The 16,956-nt window shown below is 38.9% G+C and carries 15 protein-coding genes; 3 read left to right on the plus strand and 12 right to left on the minus strand.

Features of this window, described 5'->3' with window-relative positions; genetic code table 11:
• The first annotated feature begins 135 nt into the window (after positions 1-135).
• On the plus strand, positions 136-1,053 hold the full coding sequence (locus tag VNN39_RS02440; protein ID WP_338997810.1) for an alpha/beta hydrolase: 918 nt from the start codon (positions 136-138) through the stop codon (positions 1,051-1,053).
• Here VNN39_RS02440 and VNN39_RS02445 read toward each other — a convergent pair.
• Positions 1,016-1,858: a LysR family transcriptional regulator gene (locus VNN39_RS02445; RefSeq protein WP_338997811.1), complete on the minus strand. Its 843-nt coding sequence runs from the start codon at positions 1,856-1,858 to the stop codon at positions 1,016-1,018. The two genes, VNN39_RS02440 and VNN39_RS02445, sit on opposite strands and share 38 nt — an antisense overlap.
• Positions 1,859-2,015: 157 nt before the next feature.
• Here VNN39_RS02445 and VNN39_RS02450 point away from each other — a divergent pair, with 157 nt between their 5' ends.
• Positions 2,016-2,948 carry a TDT family transporter gene (locus VNN39_RS02450; protein WP_338997812.1) on the plus strand — a complete coding sequence of 311 codons (933 nt, stop codon included), beginning with the start codon at positions 2,016-2,018 and terminating at the stop codon, positions 2,946-2,948.
• 35 nt (positions 2,949-2,983) lie between these two features.
• Here the strand turns inward: VNN39_RS02450 and VNN39_RS02455 are convergent, their stop codons facing one another.
• The 11 genes from VNN39_RS02455 to VNN39_RS02505 form a co-directional block, all read right to left on the minus strand.
• Positions 2,984-5,125, minus strand: coding sequence for a penicillin-binding transpeptidase domain-containing protein (locus tag VNN39_RS02455; RefSeq protein ID WP_270264564.1), 2,142 nt, complete (start codon positions 5,123-5,125; stop codon positions 2,984-2,986).
• 126 nt (positions 5,126-5,251) lie between these two features.
• On the minus strand, positions 5,252-5,953 hold the full coding sequence (locus VNN39_RS02460) for a phosphoglycerate mutase (RefSeq protein ID WP_003133801.1): 702 nt from the start codon (positions 5,951-5,953) through the stop codon (positions 5,252-5,254).
• 97 nt (positions 5,954-6,050) lie between these two features.
• Entirely contained in the window at positions 6,051-6,956 is a 906-nt protein-coding gene (locus VNN39_RS02465; protein ID WP_017368787.1) for a LysR family transcriptional regulator, read from the minus strand.
• A gap of 171 nt (positions 6,957-7,127) precedes the next feature.
• Positions 7,128-7,415, minus strand: a complete 288-nt coding sequence (locus VNN39_RS02470) for a helix-turn-helix transcriptional regulator (RefSeq protein WP_017368786.1) — start codon at positions 7,413-7,415, stop codon at positions 7,128-7,130.
• Between the two features lie 98 nt (positions 7,416-7,513).
• Positions 7,514-8,935: a dipeptidase PepV gene (gene pepV / locus VNN39_RS02475; protein ID WP_338997813.1), complete on the minus strand. Its 1,422-nt coding sequence runs from the start codon at positions 8,933-8,935 to the stop codon at positions 7,514-7,516.
• 20 nt (positions 8,936-8,955) lie between these two features.
• The gene (locus VNN39_RS02480; RefSeq protein WP_213495766.1) at positions 8,956-9,651 is read right to left on the minus strand and encodes a methionine ABC transporter permease; all 696 of its coding nucleotides are present in this window, start codon (positions 9,649-9,651) and stop codon (positions 8,956-8,958) included.
• The gene (locus tag VNN39_RS02485) at positions 9,652-10,728 is read right to left on the minus strand and encodes a methionine ABC transporter ATP-binding protein (RefSeq protein WP_165713383.1); all 1,077 of its coding nucleotides are present in this window, start codon (positions 10,726-10,728) and stop codon (positions 9,652-9,654) included.
• A gap of 21 nt (positions 10,729-10,749) precedes the next feature.
• Positions 10,750-11,601, minus strand: a complete 852-nt coding sequence (locus VNN39_RS02490) for a MetQ/NlpA family ABC transporter substrate-binding protein (protein WP_096368767.1) — start codon at positions 11,599-11,601, stop codon at positions 10,750-10,752.
• A 529-nt stretch (positions 11,602-12,130) separates the two neighbouring features.
• The gene (gene gla / locus VNN39_RS02495) at positions 12,131-13,000 is read right to left on the minus strand and encodes an aquaglyceroporin Gla (RefSeq protein ID WP_003133793.1); all 870 of its coding nucleotides are present in this window, start codon (positions 12,998-13,000) and stop codon (positions 12,131-12,133) included.
• 248 nt (positions 13,001-13,248) lie between these two features.
• Positions 13,249-13,911, minus strand: a complete 663-nt coding sequence (locus VNN39_RS02500; RefSeq protein WP_019335976.1) for a Crp/Fnr family transcriptional regulator — start codon at positions 13,909-13,911, stop codon at positions 13,249-13,251.
• Between the two features lie 344 nt (positions 13,912-14,255).
• The gene (locus VNN39_RS02505; protein WP_213495770.1) at positions 14,256-14,462 is read right to left on the minus strand and encodes a hypothetical protein; all 207 of its coding nucleotides are present in this window, start codon (positions 14,460-14,462) and stop codon (positions 14,256-14,258) included.
• Positions 14,463-14,645: 183 nt separating this feature from the next.
• Here VNN39_RS02505 and VNN39_RS02510 point away from each other — a divergent pair, with 183 nt between their 5' ends.
• The gene (locus tag VNN39_RS02510) at positions 14,646-16,943 is read left to right on the plus strand and encodes a Xaa-Pro dipeptidyl-peptidase (protein ID WP_339007202.1); all 2,298 of its coding nucleotides are present in this window, start codon (positions 14,646-14,648) and stop codon (positions 16,941-16,943) included.
• Positions 16,944-16,956 lie beyond the last annotated feature (13 nt).

Genomic DNA, 16,956 nt, shown 5'->3' on the forward strand with positions numbered 1-16,956 from the left:
CTTAGATTTCTGTACATTTAAGACCAAAATGCTTCCTAAGAGCGCTAAATTTTCTCCAAGCAACAGCAGCTTGACTGCTTTTTTGTTATAATAAATTTCAATCCTGATAAAGATTTACTGAAAGAGGACTTCTCAATGGTTGAACAATACACTCTGCAATCTAGCGATAAGCAAACTGATTTACATCTTCTCTACTGGCCGATTGATTATCCAAAGGCGATTATCCAGCTCGTCCATGGCATGGCAGAAAATATCGAACGTTATCATGCTTTTGCCCTCTATCTCAACAGTTTGGGTTTCGCAGTTGTCGGCCATGATCACTTAGGACATGGTCATTCCGTGCGACAGAACGATCCACTTTACGGTTACTTTGGTGCAGATGGTCCCAAAAATGTCATCTCTGATATTTATAAGGTTAAAACTTGGACCAAAGAAAAGCACCCTAAGCTGCCTTATTTCATGATGGGACACAGTATGGGCTCGTTTGCTTTGCGTAACGTTCTCCAAGATTATCCTGTTGATATTCAAGGAGCAATCTTTATGGGGACTGGGACAAGTCCTCTCCATTTGAACTTCTTCCTGCCCTTCATTAAGAAAATAAGCAAAAAAAACTCGAAAGCTATCGCTCCTTTGATTGACAAGCTTGCTTTTGGTAGCTATAGCAAAAAATTCCCTGAAGCTGGGAATTTCAACTGGCTTTCCAAAAACCAAAACAATGTCTCTACCTATGAAAATGATCCACTCCTTGGTTTTACTTTCACACGGAATGGTTTTGCGACACTTTTCTCACTGGTCCATAGAGCTAATCAAAAAAACTGGATGCGCAATATTCCCACAAGCCTGCCAATACTGATTATCAGCGGCGCTGATGATCCAGTAGGCGACTGGGGTAAAGGGCCACAAAAAGTATATCACAAACTCCAAAAATCAGGGTTTAATAACCTCCAACTCCAACTTTTCCCTGAATTACGCCATGAAATCCTCTTTGAGGCAGAACATGAAGAAGTCTACCACACTATTGGTAACTGGTTAATGCGACATCTCCCACGATAGATTCTCTGATATGCTGCACAATTTCTAGCATAAGAGGGTCTTTTTCTTCTGCATAAGTGATGCTCGTAAAGCTCCGCTGATATTTGCTCCCTAAACTTTGATACGGCATCCCTTCTGAAATAAAGCGTTTTGAAATTAAAGAAACACCTAATCCGGCTTTTATGTGGGCAATAATCATGTCATTATTGTTCATCCTTACCAAGTAACGTGGCTTAAAGCTTTCTTCTTGAAGATATTTCTTGATATAATGCCCCACACCTGAGCCAACTTCTCTTGTAAAGAAAGTTTCGCTCTCCAAGTGTCCGGCAAGCACCAACTCATCTTTAAACATCGGAAAAGCTTCTACTTGCTCACTTGCTAACGGTTTTTCGATAATACCAAAATGTAGATCATGATTTTCCACCATATTAAAAACTTTTTCTGAATCATACATCGATATTTTCAAATCAATCTGATTCAAGTACGGAGCAAGTTTAGGGTATAACAAAGGCACAATTCCAATGGCTGCACTCTGTGATACCCCAATCCTAAAAGGTTTCTTGGCAAGCGTGGTTTGATTGAGCTCAGATTGCAAATTTTCCCAGTCTTGAACATATTGGACCGCTTTCTTATACAATAGTTTTGCTGCTTCCGTAGGAATAACTTCACGGTTTTTCCCACGGATGAAAAGAGAGCTTCCTACTTCTTCTTCTAACTTCTTTATTCTAACTGTCACTGTGGGCTGGGAAATAAACAAGTACTGTCCTGCTTTAGTAAAACTCCGCGTTTCATATATGGCGATGAAGGTTTCAAACAGTGAAAACATCATATCTCCTTTGTTTTTTATTAATTTTTTCTATTACTATAATTACAATAATTCATTTTACAAATTAAATCAAGTGTTTTATACTTAAAGCAGTGATTGAACTGTTATATCCTCTACAGCTCATACTCAATAATTATATAAATACTAGGAGTTCTCGATGAAACAACTATTTTTAAATTTTTTGAAAAAAATTCCTATCCCTATTTGTGGTTTAATTTTAGGTATGGTATCTTTGGGAAATCTACTTTATTCCAAAGGATTCGCATTTTTAGGAAACTTCTTTGACCTTGTTGGTCTCTTTTTTATGTTTCTAATCATGTTGAAACTTATCTTTACAATGCACCATCTGCTGGAAGCTCTTAAGGACCCTATCATTGGGTCAGTTTCCCCAACTTTCACTATGGCTTGGATGGTCATTTGTGTCTTTCTCAATAGGATTTTTCCCCACTCAAGTCTGGTTTACTTCATTTGGCTACTTGCGATTTTCTTACATTTTATCTTGATGGCTTATTTTATCGCTCTTCACATCCTACCGCAAAAAGTCGGAATGATTCATGTCTACCCGAGCTGGTTTATTACTTTTGTAGGTTTGGGTGTTATCCCCAATACAGCAACGGTCTTTAACGTAGAAATCGGGCGCATCGTACTGTGGCCTGCACTTCTCTTCTACTTGATTTTGCTTCCGATTATTACTCATCGTATCTTTATTTTCAAAAAAATGCATGAGTCGACTCTCCCCCTCATCACTATTCTTACAGCACCAGGTTCTCTCTGTTTAGCAGCCTATCTTACTGTGACAGAAAACAAGTCCAATCTTTTTGTCTTCTGTTTATTCTTGCTTTCACAATTGATTTATCTTGCAACTGTACTCCTTGTTACCCCTCTGCTCCGTTTACCTTTCTACCCAAGCTATGCTGCCTTTACCTTCCCTTTGGTCATTTCTGCCACTGCGGTTCATCTTCTGGCTCAAAGTTACCCTAGCTTCAGCGCCTTACTCACTCCTCTATCCCTGATAGAACTTGTGATTGCCTTCTTAGCAGTCACTTACGTTTTAATTCGTTATAGCTATTTTTTAGTCAAAAAAGCTTAAAATAAAACCAACTCTAATTGAGCTGGTTTTTTATTTTATTTAAAGTGATACATTGAGTTATAGAGGTTAGTAATCTCACGGGTGATATTTTGGCTAATTTTTGAGGTTACTCCACCTTCTTTAATCGTTGTTTGTGGGACCATGACACCGATAGAAATTTGGGGATTTTCTGTTGGAGCATAGGCAACAACGTTATTCACTGTTACTGGAACACCCTTGTAGGTCACTTCGGCAGTACCTGTTTTAGCGGAAATTGAAACTTGAGCACCTTGTGAAGGACGCATATAGTAACCTGTAGCACCGATTTGTCCATTTACAAAATCATTCCCGTGAACAACTTGATACATCCCGTTATGTAGGACATCCATATTTTCTGGTGTGATATTCACTTTGTCCATGATTTTAGGGGTGATATTTTTAACGAGTTTACCCATGCCACCTTCAGAGTTAGTTTCATAGATACCCTCTACAATATGTGGTGCTAAACGTTCGCCATTATTCGCTAAAGTCATACCATAAGTTGCAAGTTGCAGCGGCGTGTAGGTATCGAACTGTCCGAAGGATTCCATGAGCAAGTCAGAAACCGTTATTTTATCTGCAGCTGTAATATAGCCTGGCGTTTCTCCAGGAATATCAAAACCTGTTGAGGTTCCCATTCCATAAGAAGCAAAGGCCTCACGCAGCTTTTTGAAAGCAGCTACACGGTCTGTACCATCGACAGCCATGTTAGGGACATAAGGCTGCCCAAGCATCTTGAGAGCTATTTGAACCATGTACGTATTAGAAGAATATTCTAAGGCTTGGACAGCAGTGATTGGAAGAGCTCCATTGGTAAACCAGGATTCGATCAAACTTGATCCTGCTATCTGGATAGGCATATCATTAAGAATTTGATTGCCAGCTATAACATTGGCGTTCCAGCCTGCCGTCAGCGTTGCTGGCTTAACAACCGATCCTGGCACAAAAGCAGATTGGAATGTTCCATTGGCGTTACTCTCCATTGCTCCTGTTTCTTCATCACGGTGGATACCAGACAAAGCCAGGACTGCGCCTGTCTTAGAATCCAAAACAACAGCATAGGCCCCTGTAGAATAAGTACCAAAACCATCGGCAATCATATTGTTCATTTCGGTTTCTAAAATCTTATCAACAGCATTTTGGAATTTTAAATCAACCGTAAGTTTGAGATTATCTCCCTTACTTCCTTTTTGCTTCACTTCCGTTCCGGTCACATTTCCTTGTTTATCTGTCAACACATTACTAATCGTATGCGTTCCCTGCAAGTACTTTTCATAACCTTGCTCTAAAAAGGCAGTCCCGACACGATCATTCCGTTGGAAACCTTCTTTAAGATATTCCTCTAGTAGCTCTTCTGGAACACCTTGCTTCTGAGTCGTTACTGTACCCAATATAGGTTTAAGCGCTGTATCTGCATATTTGCGGTTCCAGCTGGTTCCTACAGAAATACCCTGTAGTTCACCTTCATGTTCTCCAATATAGGCTTGTTGCTCCGCTGTAAGGTTACTTGTTGTAATAATCGTTGTATTAAAGATGGTAGTCGAATTCATCTCTTTAAAGAGCTTAACCGCAAACATTTGCTGCTCATTAAAATTGATATCAGCATCCGTTACCTTACTAAGTTGGACATTATAAATTTCAGAGCCCGAAAGCGAGTTGCCCTTTTCATCTGTTTTTTCTTCTTTGGTTAGACTTTTAGCAATTTTCTCCAGATTATTGGCATCAGCCAAGAAATAGTCTTTTTTATCTCGCTCGGTAATTTGTCTAAAATCATTATCCAAAGTCAAGACACTGGCGAGTCGATCCGCAATTTTGCGCATATCATCTGCTGTCGTATTTTGCCCGCGCGTGTACTCGATTGCTTCAACAGGTTCTGTTGTTGCTAAGGGAACACCTTTCGCGTCATAAATATTCCCACGTGGTGCACCTTGAACAATTTGTAACGAGCCTGCACCACCTGCTTGTTTGCTTTCATAAAAGCTTTGATTCATGATTTGCATATGGTACAGCTTACCAATCAGAACCAAAAAGAGAACCGTGATGACAAAAAAGAGAAGCTTAACGCGCCCAGATGCCAGCATGGTTGGGTTTTTCAATAACTTACGTGTTTTATCTTTTTTTCCGTTTAATTCGTTTCGTGTTTTTCTTTTTTCTGACATGGAACCCTATCCTAATTTTAACTCGTCATATTTATACCTAAACATTTTACCACATTAAGCTGTATTTTACCTTACATTTTTTAAAGAAAAGAAAAAACCTGCTTGATGCAGGTTTTATCGTATTAATTACGCTTGTTTTGGTGCAAGGTAGTATTCCTTAACAAGGTTCAAATTATCATCAAATTCGAACACGAGTGGTGGGAAGTTAGGGATTTCAACATCCATGATTTCATCATCTGAAAGTTGTTTGATATGTTTTACCAATGCGCGGATTGAGTTACCGTGCGCACCAACAAATACGTTTTTACCATCTTTCAAAGCTGGAGCGATTTGATCTTCCCAGAATGGCAATGAACGTTCAAGTGTAACTTTGAGGTTTTCAGCATCAGGAATAAGGCTGTCTTCAAGGTTAGCATAACGACGGTCAGCATGTGCTGAGTATTCATCGTCACGTGGCATTGCTGGTGGCAACACATCATATGAACGACGCCAGATGTGAACTTGCTCATCACCGTGTTTTGCAGCAGCATCAGCCTTGTTCAAGCCAGTCAAACCACCGTAGTGACGTTCGTTCAAGCGCCAAGTTTTAACAACTGGTACCCAAAGTTGGTCAGAGTATTCAAGTGCATAGTTTGTAGTTTTAATCGCACGTTTCAATACAGAAGTGTAAGCAATATCAAATTCGATACCTGCAGCTTTGATGAGTTTACCTGCATCAATTGCTTGTTGTGTTCCGTTTTCTGAAAGGTCTACATCAGCCCAACCTGTGAAAAGGTTAGCCAAGTTCCATTCTGATTCACCGTGACGTGCAAAAACTAATTTTACCATTATGTGAGTTCTCCTATGTTAAATGTTTTACAAAATTTGTATACTGCTCTATTTTACACTAATTTTCGTATTTTTTCTAGCCCAGACTCTGAGGAGACTAAAACTTATAATTCTCAAAATAAACTTCCAAACTGCGCTTATAAGACTTAGCTGCATCTGTTAAAAGTTGCCCTTTTTGTTTAACCAAAATTAAGCTGTTTACATTGTCTCCATCCATTGGGATAACTGTAACATTGTGTACACTTTCCTTATCAATAAATCCTAAACCTGTCGCATAAGCATCTGTACGTTCTAAGATACCATTTAATGTTGCGCGGTCCGTTACATTATAAATAAACGTATTTTCAAAAGTTTCTACGAGATCTTCTGAGTAATAGAGAAATTGTTCATTTTCTTGAGTAAAACGTACGCGGTCCAAAGCTTTTAAATCACTTGTTTTGATACTTTCCTTACGTGTCAAAGGATGATTTTTGCGCAAATAAATATGCGTTTGTGAAATAAAAAGCTCTTCATAATCTAGCTCCAGCTTATCCAACATACGTAAGATACCAGAACGATTATGCTTATTCAAGTACACAACACCAAGCTCGCTATGACCTTGAGCCACTTCTTGTAAAATATTATAAGTTGTTGATTCAAAGACGCGGAAATTCTTGATTTCCGGATTTTTCTTTGAAAATTCAACACCTACAGGTGCAAGAAAGTCATAGTGCTGACTTGCAACTGAAAAATGACGCTCTGCTTCTTTTGGCTTAGCGTATTTCGACTCAAAAGCTTCAAAGTCTCGTAAAATCCCTTGAGCTTGCTCATAAAAACGCTCGCCTTCAATCGTCAAGCTAGCTCCTGTATTCGTCCGTTCAAAAATTTGGAAATTAAGCTCTTGCTCCAAATCCTTCACCGCAATTGACATGGAAGGCTGACTCACAAAGAGCTGCTCACTGGCCTCACGAAAGGTTCCACTGTTAGCGATTGCCACAACATAACGAAGCTGTTTGATGTTCATTTTTGCACTCCTTGATATTTCTTTAGCACTAATTAATAAGTATTGTATACGGGAACTCTTCTCACTCTCCCTTTTTGGTTTCATATTAGAGATGAGATCCGCCACCGCATAAAAAAAAGCCTGTAGTTCAATTATACACTATTGACTAGGCTTTTTATTTTATTTTATGATTTAGTTTGCTCTTTTTTCGACATCGGCACGCTTCCAAAGCACACATTGGTATTTTTCGCACCAGAAGACATCTTCTTCTTTTTTCTTCACATGGCTAAGCTGAAAAATAAAGAGATCATCTACTTTAGTTCCCAGAATTTCAGCCAATTTAAAAGCAAGCAGAAGTTCGGGATCGTATTTATCATTTTCGATAGCATTGACGGTTTGTCGACTCACGTGAGCGATGCGTGCCAAATCTTCCTGAGAAAGTTTTTGAGCTTGTCTAAATTCACGAATTCTGTTTTCCATGCTTCCTCCTGATGATTTTGTTAAATCTGTGTTACTTTTACTATTTAATCATCTTTTGAGGCTTTTTGCAATATTTTTTTCCCAAAAATCACTGATACCTAAGCGTTTTTCTCGTCTTTTACACAAACCAAACGATAGATGGCATCTGTGTAGATTTCAATAGCTTTATAAAGTTCTTCAAGTTTCATATGCTCATCTGTTTGGTGCATAGTAAATGCAGAATCAGGGAAAAGAGCCCCATAAGCTACACCGCGTTTCATTAATCGCCCATATGTTCCACCACCTACTGTTTGTGGTGGACTATCATCACCCGTGTGTTCGCGATAAGTACTCAAAAGCACTTGCACTAGCGGATCTTCTGGTGAAAGATAGTGCGGTTGGTAGTTAATAAGCGCACTAATGCTTACTTTCTGTACAAAAGCAGTCAAATGCTTGCCAAGTCGTTCTTGGATATCTTGCTCTGTCAAACCTTTCGGGTGACGGATATTGAGTGCAATCTTATTTTCCTGTCCATCCTCTGCAAAGTGAAAGACAGAAGGATTAACCGACAGTTTACCCATGTCCTCATCCTCATAAGCAATTCCAATACTCTTTCCTTCAAAATCTTGGTGAAGCTTCTGACCAGCCACTTCTAGAAACTTTTGTGCATCTGCTCCAAAATCATATGCAGCAAGGAACTTGGCTAAATATGTTGCAGCATTTTCTCCAACTTCTGGTGTGGAACTGTGTGCTGACTTCCCTTTAATTTGTAAGGAAGTTTTTGCTCCTGTTTTCGCAAATCTTCCTTCTAGCCTGTTCTTCTTCAGGTATTTTTCAAAATCGACTTTCAAGTCGAGAGGACTCGTAAGCAAAGCCTGGGCCTCTTCTGGCACACAGTTTTCTTGTATGCCGCTCCTAAAATCATGAAGAACAAAGTCACCGTCATTTTTATGTCCAAAGTGCAGATACTCGGTAAGATTGCTTTTTTCACCATTTACTACAGGAAAGCGTGCATCTGGCGAGAAGCCGAAATCTGGCAATTGTACTTTGGGAAGGTAATAAGCCATATCCTTCCAACCACTCTCCTCATCTGTTCCAATAATAAAGTTTACCTTTTTATAGAAAGAAACACCGACCTCTTTCAAAATTTTCAGAGCATAATAGGCAGCCAGTGCGGGGCCTTTATTATCTAGAACACCGCGAGCATACAACCGTCCTTCTCTAAGTGTTGGTTCATAAGGAGGATTTGTCCAGCCTTGACCTGCTGGAACAACATCAGCATGAACAAAAATCCCCAATGTTTCTTGACCATGACCACAATGTACTTCTCCAACATAATTATCAAAATTTGCTGTTTTGAAACCATCTTTGTGGGCAATCTTTAGAAACTCCAACATAGCAAGACTCGGTCCTGGACCAAAAGGAAATTCTTCGTTAGCCTCTTCATCATTTCGCTCAGAGTTTATTTTTAGTAACGCAATAAGATCTTGTAAAAATACCTCTTTACGTTTTTCTACTTCACTTTTAAAATCAATCGTCATACGTTGTCCCCCAGTTTACATTATTTGTGTGTCACACTCTTCGCCCATGTATCGCCAATAACCTGAACCAAAAGGACCAAAATCAGGATAAGTAAGGTTGCCAAGAAGGTCACATCATTAGAAAAGCGATTGTAGCCGTATGCGATGGCTGTGTTCCCTAATCCTCCTGCTCCAATCGCACCCGCCATAGCTGTTAAACCAATCAAGGAAATAATCGTAACGGTAGATACCCGAATCAAACTACCAAGTTCTTCACGAAGATAAACTGTAAAGACAATATCCCAGAAATTAGCGCCTACAGTCTGTGCTGCTTCAACCGTCCCTTTATTTACACTTTCTAAAGCAACTTGAACTTGACGTGCATAAAAAGGAAAGACACCAAGTGTCAATGGGACCAAAGCTGCTGTTGTTCCAATCTGTGTACCCACAATTTTTTGAGTGACAGGAGCAATAATAGCAAGTAAAACAATAAAAGGTACAGCGCGGAAAATAGATGTAAACTTATCCAAAAATGAGTAAAGCCCACGATGGGGTGTAATTCCTCCTTCGTTAGTCACAACAAGAGCGACACCAAATACCAATCCGAGAATCCCCCCAAAAAGCCCTGACCAAAAAACCATAAAGAGTGTTTCTGTGATTGAAGTGACCCAACCTGTATCTCCGTGTAAACCTAAAGCTACAACATTTGGAAAATGTTCTGTAAACCATGCTGTCATCTATTTCACCTGCGCTTTCAATACTGTAAACTCAATATTTTGGCCTGCCAAATATTCTTTAGCAGCCAAACGATTTTCTTCTGTTCCTTTTAGAGACACAACTAAGGAACCAAAACGTGTATTTTGTAAAACCTCAACATTTCCATAGAAGATGTTCGTTGAAACATCAAATTTACGGGTAATTTCTGACATAGCCGGCTCTCCTGATTGATTGCCATAATAAGACAAATAGATCAGTTCTTCATCGTCTGCCAAATCACTGAATGTGTCATTTTCAGTCAATGAATGAATGAAGCGTGAAACATTGGAGGTTGTATCAATGAATTGTTGTGTCAGTTGCTCTTGAGGATGAGCAAAGATTTCTAAAAGATTATTTTGCTCAATCACCTCGCCATTTTGCATCACTGCAACTTTATTGGCGATTTCTTTTACCACATGCATTTCATGAGTAATTAAAACGATAGTGAGACCCAGACGTTTTTGGAGATCCTTCAATAAGTCCAAAATTTGATTAGTTGTTTTTGGATCCAAAGCAGATGTTCCTTCATCAGAAATCAAAATTTCGGGATCATTCGCCAAGGCACGCGCAATAGCTACACGTTGCTTTTGTCCACCTGATAATTGGGCTGGGTACTTTTCTTCAAACTCTGACAAACTAACAAGATTAAGCAAGTCACGAATTTTTTCTTCCTTCTGTTTATCAGATAAAGGGCTATGTAAAAGTGCAAATTCAATATTTTCAAAAACCGTTTTTTCATTAAGGAGATTGAAATGTTGGAAAATCATTCCTATTTTTTGACGTTCTTTACGGAGCTCTGCTGGCTTAATTTTAGCTTGATCCTTACCATCAGATCCCGCTTTAAAAAGAACTTTACCGTTAATTTTCACCTCACCAGCACTTGGTTTTTGCAGAAGATTAATCGTACGGACAATCGTTGACTTGCCTGCACCTGAGTAGCCGATAATTCCAAAAATATCGCCTTTTTCGATATGGATTGTTGTATCTTTTACTGCATCCACCTTATTTTTCTTGGTCTCATAGGAAACTCTGATATTATTTAGTTCAATAATTGCCATCTTCTTCTCCATTATTTATGATTATTTCAATTTCAAATTCCAAGCAGGAATTGTTCCTTTTTCAGGGTACAATTTTGCAAATAATTCTTCTGTTTCTTTAGTTTGATAGGCTTTAACGACATCTTTATAAAGTTGGTTATCTTTATCGTCTTTTCGTGCCACAATAATGTTAATCCATTGTTTCGAATTTTCATCTAAAGGTTCTGTTGCAATAACTTCCTTGTTTGTCAAACCTGCGGGAACAGAAAAATCATTATTTACAACTGCTGCGTCGACTGAAGACAAAGCTGAAGCTGTTTGTGAGCCGTCCAATTCTTTGATCGTCAATTCTTTTGGATTTTCAGTAATATCCTTAACTGTTGCCAAGGCCCCAGCCTTTGTATCTAACTTAATCAAGCCAGCACTTTCTAAAACGTAAAGGGCACGACTTTCGTTAGAGGTATCATTAGGTACCGCAATAGTACCTTTATTAGGAATATCCTTCACATCTGTATGCTTCTTCGAATAAAGGCGAATTGGTGAAATTAAGATATCGCCAATAGGTTGTAAATCAGCATTATTGGCATCATTCCATTCTTTAAGGAAAGCGTAATGTTGGAACGCATTAATATCTACATCACCGTTAACTAAGGCTGTATTTGGTTGGTTATAGTCCGTGAAGCGGACAAATTTTAGATTAATACCATATTGATCTTTTGCTGTCTTCGCCACAGAGTCCCAGATCTCAGTACTCTCCTTTGAACCTGACATAATACCGACCTTAACGGTTTTATCCGCAGCAACATCCTTCTTGAAGAATGAGAAGTAACCGATAAGTACGACAACGACGAGCGCTACAACAGTAATAATTTTATTTCTTGTTTTCTTTTTCATAATAAGTCTCCCCTTTATTAACAACAATAATAACAGTATAGTCAAAAGTAAAAAAAATAATCCGCCTCTATAAATAGAAACGAATTATCGTGGTACCATTCTAATTTCACGTAAAATACCAAAAAAGGATGTCTTACGTCTTGCTAATCATCTTTGGGAACAAGCAAGACTGTCCCAAAAATAATGTGTTCAATAACGAGAACCACTCCGTTAACAGTTTATTTAGAAAGTAAACTCACTGTTACACGATTTCTAGGCCATTTTCAAAGTTTCCGTTAGTCTTGCTCTCACTAGCTGCAAGCTCCCTGTGCTAACTTTCGCTTTTACTCTCCTAGTCGCTTTCTTTGCTTTTTGACTATGAATTTATTCTATCAAATTAATTTTAGGTTAGCTTTACAAATTTTTAATATCCACTTTTAAAATAATAAAACCCTCATCCAAAGATGAGGGTTAATGCGCTGCCAACATTTGTGGATAAGCCACTAATTGTTAGATGGAAAGTCCCTGAAGCTCTTTCCTAAGCGTCTTATTATAGATACATGATTTTGAACAAAGCGACAGCCGCAAGTGCTGCAAGGATAGGTGCTGTAACAGGTACCCATGAATACCACCATTTACTGTCCCCTTTGTTTTCACCTAAAATTGATTTTGGTAAAAGTGAGTGCAAGATACGTGGACCGAGGTCACGTGCTGGGTTCAAACCAGGACCTGTAGGTCCTCCAAGTGAAGCAACCAATACAAGCACGAGGAAGCCAAGAACAACGTGGCTGATTGCTGCTGATGAAGCTGCACCTGATACTGATGCTGCGATTTGTCCAGTAACATCAGCACTCGTTACATCTGCACCTTGTTGAGATGCGTAGTTTGTCATCCAGTTGATTGACTCAACACCACGATAAAGTTTTGTTAAGCCCATCGCTCCAAAGAAGAGAACGAATGATCCAACAAACTCGTTCAAGAAACCATTAACCAAGGCACCTGTATGTGTAGTGATTGTGCCATCATCAACGTTATCGATTGTTGAGAAAGTTCCTAAAATAGCATTTGGATTTTCTGTTTTGAGATAGTAAGGGCGATAAACCATTACAACGATCAACTGACCAAACATCGCTCCAAGAAGTTGAGCAAGAATATAGAATGGCACTTGTGCCCAAGGGAAAAATCCTGATGCTGCAAGTCCAAGTGTAAAGGCTGGGTTGATTTGAGCTGTGACATTCCCTAAAGCTACGGCTGGCAACATTACACCAAGTCCGTAACCCCAAGCGATAATCAACCAAGATTGACCAAAGGCTTTTGTACCTTTAAGTTCAACGTTCGCTACGGCACCATTACCCAAGATAAGCAAAAGGGCAGTACCAATAAATTCAGTGAGATATTTCACTGTCCATGAATAGTCCATGAATTCCTCCAAGTAATAAAAATTAATGACAAAATAAAAACGAGATTAACTAATGTTAAACTCTTTTGTTATACATAGACATTATAGCACGTTTTTTTTATTTTGGCTAAAAAGATGTGAAATCTTGAACAGAAAATTTATTGAGCAAGAAAAATGAGAGAAAACGGCTCTATGTAAGCGATTGCTATAGTCTTTAAAATTAAAAAACAACACTATTTATAAAAGAAAAAAGACTGAATTCAGTCTTTTTAGCTAATATAATCCTCAAAATATTCTGAGTTGTAGACCATAATCCTGTTATCAATAATATCAATAATTTCTTCCGTTTTGAGATCTCGGATGATGCGGTTCACACTATTGCGTGTTGATATACCACAAAAACCAGCGATGTCCTCATTTGTCACCGGAAAATCAATCAGAATTCCGTTTCTTTTCTTTATCCCAAATTCGTTAATTAAGCTATTAATGCAGGCACAAACTGCACCTTTTTTCCCATTGATTGTCATCTTTTGCAAGAGCTCTAAGTTCATGGCTAATCTTCTTTGATAAAAGTCATCAACGATACGGAACAAGGTTAAGTCACTCATCACCCATTTCCAAAACTCTTGACGTTGTACACGATAAAAACTCGCTTCTTCTGATTCGACCCGTACATTGAAAAGCGCTGAGATACCATTTTCTTGCTTTTCTTCCAGCAAGGAAACAAAGTCTGGTTCTGTTACATAAGCAATATTAAACTCACGGCCATCTCTCATAATATTGCTGATTTTAGCTACACCTTCTTTAAGTATATACACGTAATCTGACTCAATACCTTGATACATCACATAACTATGCCGTCTTTGAGTCACAACATTTACTTCTTTTTCTTCCAGTAATCGCAGTAAATATTCTATAAATTCTTTTGTCATCTTCCTTTTTTATTCATCTACTCCTTTAATACAACAGTTATTATACCACCATTTAAACGTGTTTATTAAAATAATGGCTTCAATTTTATATTAAAGCTTTTCTACTCTCCTTACTTATTTTAAAAAAATGTACATACTTTGTCGCTAACATTTGTTACTCTTCGTCTTAAGAAGAATATTTTCTATGGCATTTCGCTCCCTGCGTATTATCGTTCTAATTTGCTAAAGCAAAAAGAACTTTAAGTTGCTCACAACTCGCTTCGCTCCCTGCGTATTATCGTTCTAATTTGCTAAAGCAAAAAGAACGATAATAAAAACATGCTTTTTAGCATGCTTTTAACATTTTATTCATCAACTTGAGTGATGGTACGGATATGGAAGGCAAATTTGCCATTGTCTGTAACCATAAAACCATTATTATCCACAACATGCTGAATGGCTTGATCCATGTTGTCGAACTCTTTTATAATACTGTGTGAATTTGCTTCCCCCATAAAGTTTGGTGTTGCTTTTTCCTCATATGAAGAAATCCCACTGAATTTGAATTTCATAATTATTCTCCTCTCTGTTTTGTTCTTCTTTACTCCTTCATTATAGCACTCTTTTTACCTACTGCTCAACCAAAGCCTTTTTCTTTTTCAATTTTTGCTTCTTCACGTAAGATATATGCCAAAGCGGCAAAGACTCTTTTCTGATATAATGGCTATAATAGTGTATCGAAAGGAAGATATTGCATGAAATTTAATCACTTTTCCATCGTTGAAAAAACCTTTGACGAACAGCTCATTGAGCTAGATCATCTCGGCTTTACTTGGTCTGTTTTTTGGGAAGAAAAGAAAATCCTTAAAAACTTTTTAATGGTTGCGCCTGTCGACAGTGAAAGCATTCAAGCAACACCTACAGCCTCTTTCCAAGAATTCCTAACTTCCGATGAAGTACTCACATGGAATATCTTTTGGGCGGTAAGTTTACAATTACTAGGTTTTGTGCCAAATTTTGAGTTTCAAGTGGACCAAGCAGAAGCTTTTGCAAAATCTGTAAATTTACCGATGGTCGATGAGGAAGCGCTTCACAGTGAAAACCTCATCAGCGCGCTTTACCTCCTTCTTTGTAGCCGTCGCAAAAACGGAATGTCATTGGTTGAACATTGGGTATCTGAAGGTTTGCTTCCTTTAAGCAATACCTATCACTTTTTCAATGATAAATCGCTCGCTACTTTTGATACTGCAAACCTGATTCGTGAAACTGTCTGGGTTGAATCTCAAGTCGATACTTACAATACTGGAAAAAAAGATTTAATAAAAGTTCAAATTATTCGTCCTGTATTCGAGGGGCAATTGCCAGCAGTCATGACTGCAAGTCCTTACCATCTGGGTATCAATGAAATCGCTAATGACAAACAATTGCACGACATGAATGTGTCTTTAGAAGAAAAAGCGCCTGGAAAAATCAAGGTTACAGCACAACTTCCTAATCTTCCAGACTACGAAAAAGAACCTGCCCTAGAAGCTACTCCTGAAACGCCGACTCAAAAGTTCACGCACGGTTGGACTTATTCACTTAATGATTATTTCTTAGCACGTGGTTTTGCTTCACTTTATGTTGCCGGTGTCGGGACTCTGGATTCGGATGGTTTCCAAACTTCAGGTGATTACCAACAAATTTATAGTATGACCGCTGCGATTGACTGGCTCAATGGTCGAGCGCGTGCTTTCTCTTCCCGCAAGAGAACACAAGAAGTGACTGCGGATTGGGCCAATGGTAAAGTTGCGATGACGGGTAAATCCTACTTGGGTACAATGGCTTATGGTGCAGCAACTACCGGCATTGATGGTCTAGAAGTAATTTTAGCCGAAGCAGGCATCACCTCTTGGTACTCTTATTATCGTGAAAACGGTTTGGTGCGCTCACCTGGTGGCTATCCCGGCGAAGATTTAGACGTTTTGGCAGCATTGACTTATTCACGTAATCTTCAGGGCGCTGACTTCCTCGCGCATAATGCGCAATATGAAGCTCACCTTTCGCAAATGCTTGAGGCTCTGGAGCGTTCAACGGGCGATTATAACCAATATTGGCACGACAGGAATTATTTACCTCATGCAAAAAACACCAAGGCAGATGTTCTGATTGTGCATGGTTTACAAGACTGGAATGTTACACCAGATCAAGCCTATCATTTTTGGCAAACTCTGCCAAAAGAAACGGTTAAACACGCCTTCTTACACCGCGGCGCCCATATTTATATGAACAATTGGCAGTCTATCGACTTTAGCGAAACCATCAACAGTTATTTCACCGCTAAACTCTTAGACCGCAAGCTGACTTTGAGCTTACCTCCTCTTGTTTTGCAAGAAAATGGCAAGTCCCAAAGTTGGACAGGCGTAGACGACTGGGGCAGTACAGAGATCGCCAAATGGCCTCTTGGCAAGACGGCTGCTTCCATCCTCACGTTTGAAAATCATTATAACGAAGAAGTTTTCGAGGCCTACAGTAAAGATTTCCATAGTTTCAAAAAGGATTTGTATGAAGGCAAAGCCCAAGCAGCTGTAGTTGACTTAGAGGTTCCGACAGACATGATGGTAAACGGTCAAGTCGAACTGGACCTCAAAATCAAAGTCAACGACAGTAAGGCCCTTCTCTCTGCGCAACTTCTTGACTTTGGAAACAAGAAACGTCTCTCAGAAAACGCACAAACACTGGATCTGAAAGCTCTGGATCGTGGCCGTAATTTTATGTTAGAAAATCTGATGGAAATCCCTCTGGTGGATAGTCCTTATCAACTTATGACCAAAGGTTTCCTCAATCTGCAAAACCGTGAGGATTTGCTTACAATCAGTCCTGTCGAGGAAAACGAATGGATGACAGTAAATCTTAAATTACAGCCGACGCTTCACCAGCTGAAAAAAGGCGACAAGCTTCGTCTCTTGCTTTACAGTACAGATTTTGAACATACTGTACGTGATAACCGTGAGTTGACTTATGAAGTTGATCTTGGTGCTTCTAAGATTATCTTCCCAATTGACTCTAAATAACTGTAAAAAAGCG

This window comes from Lactococcus formosensis (assembly GCF_037892375.1).
In the GTDB taxonomy this organism is placed as follows: domain Bacteria; phylum Bacillota; class Bacilli; order Lactobacillales; family Streptococcaceae; genus Lactococcus; species Lactococcus formosensis.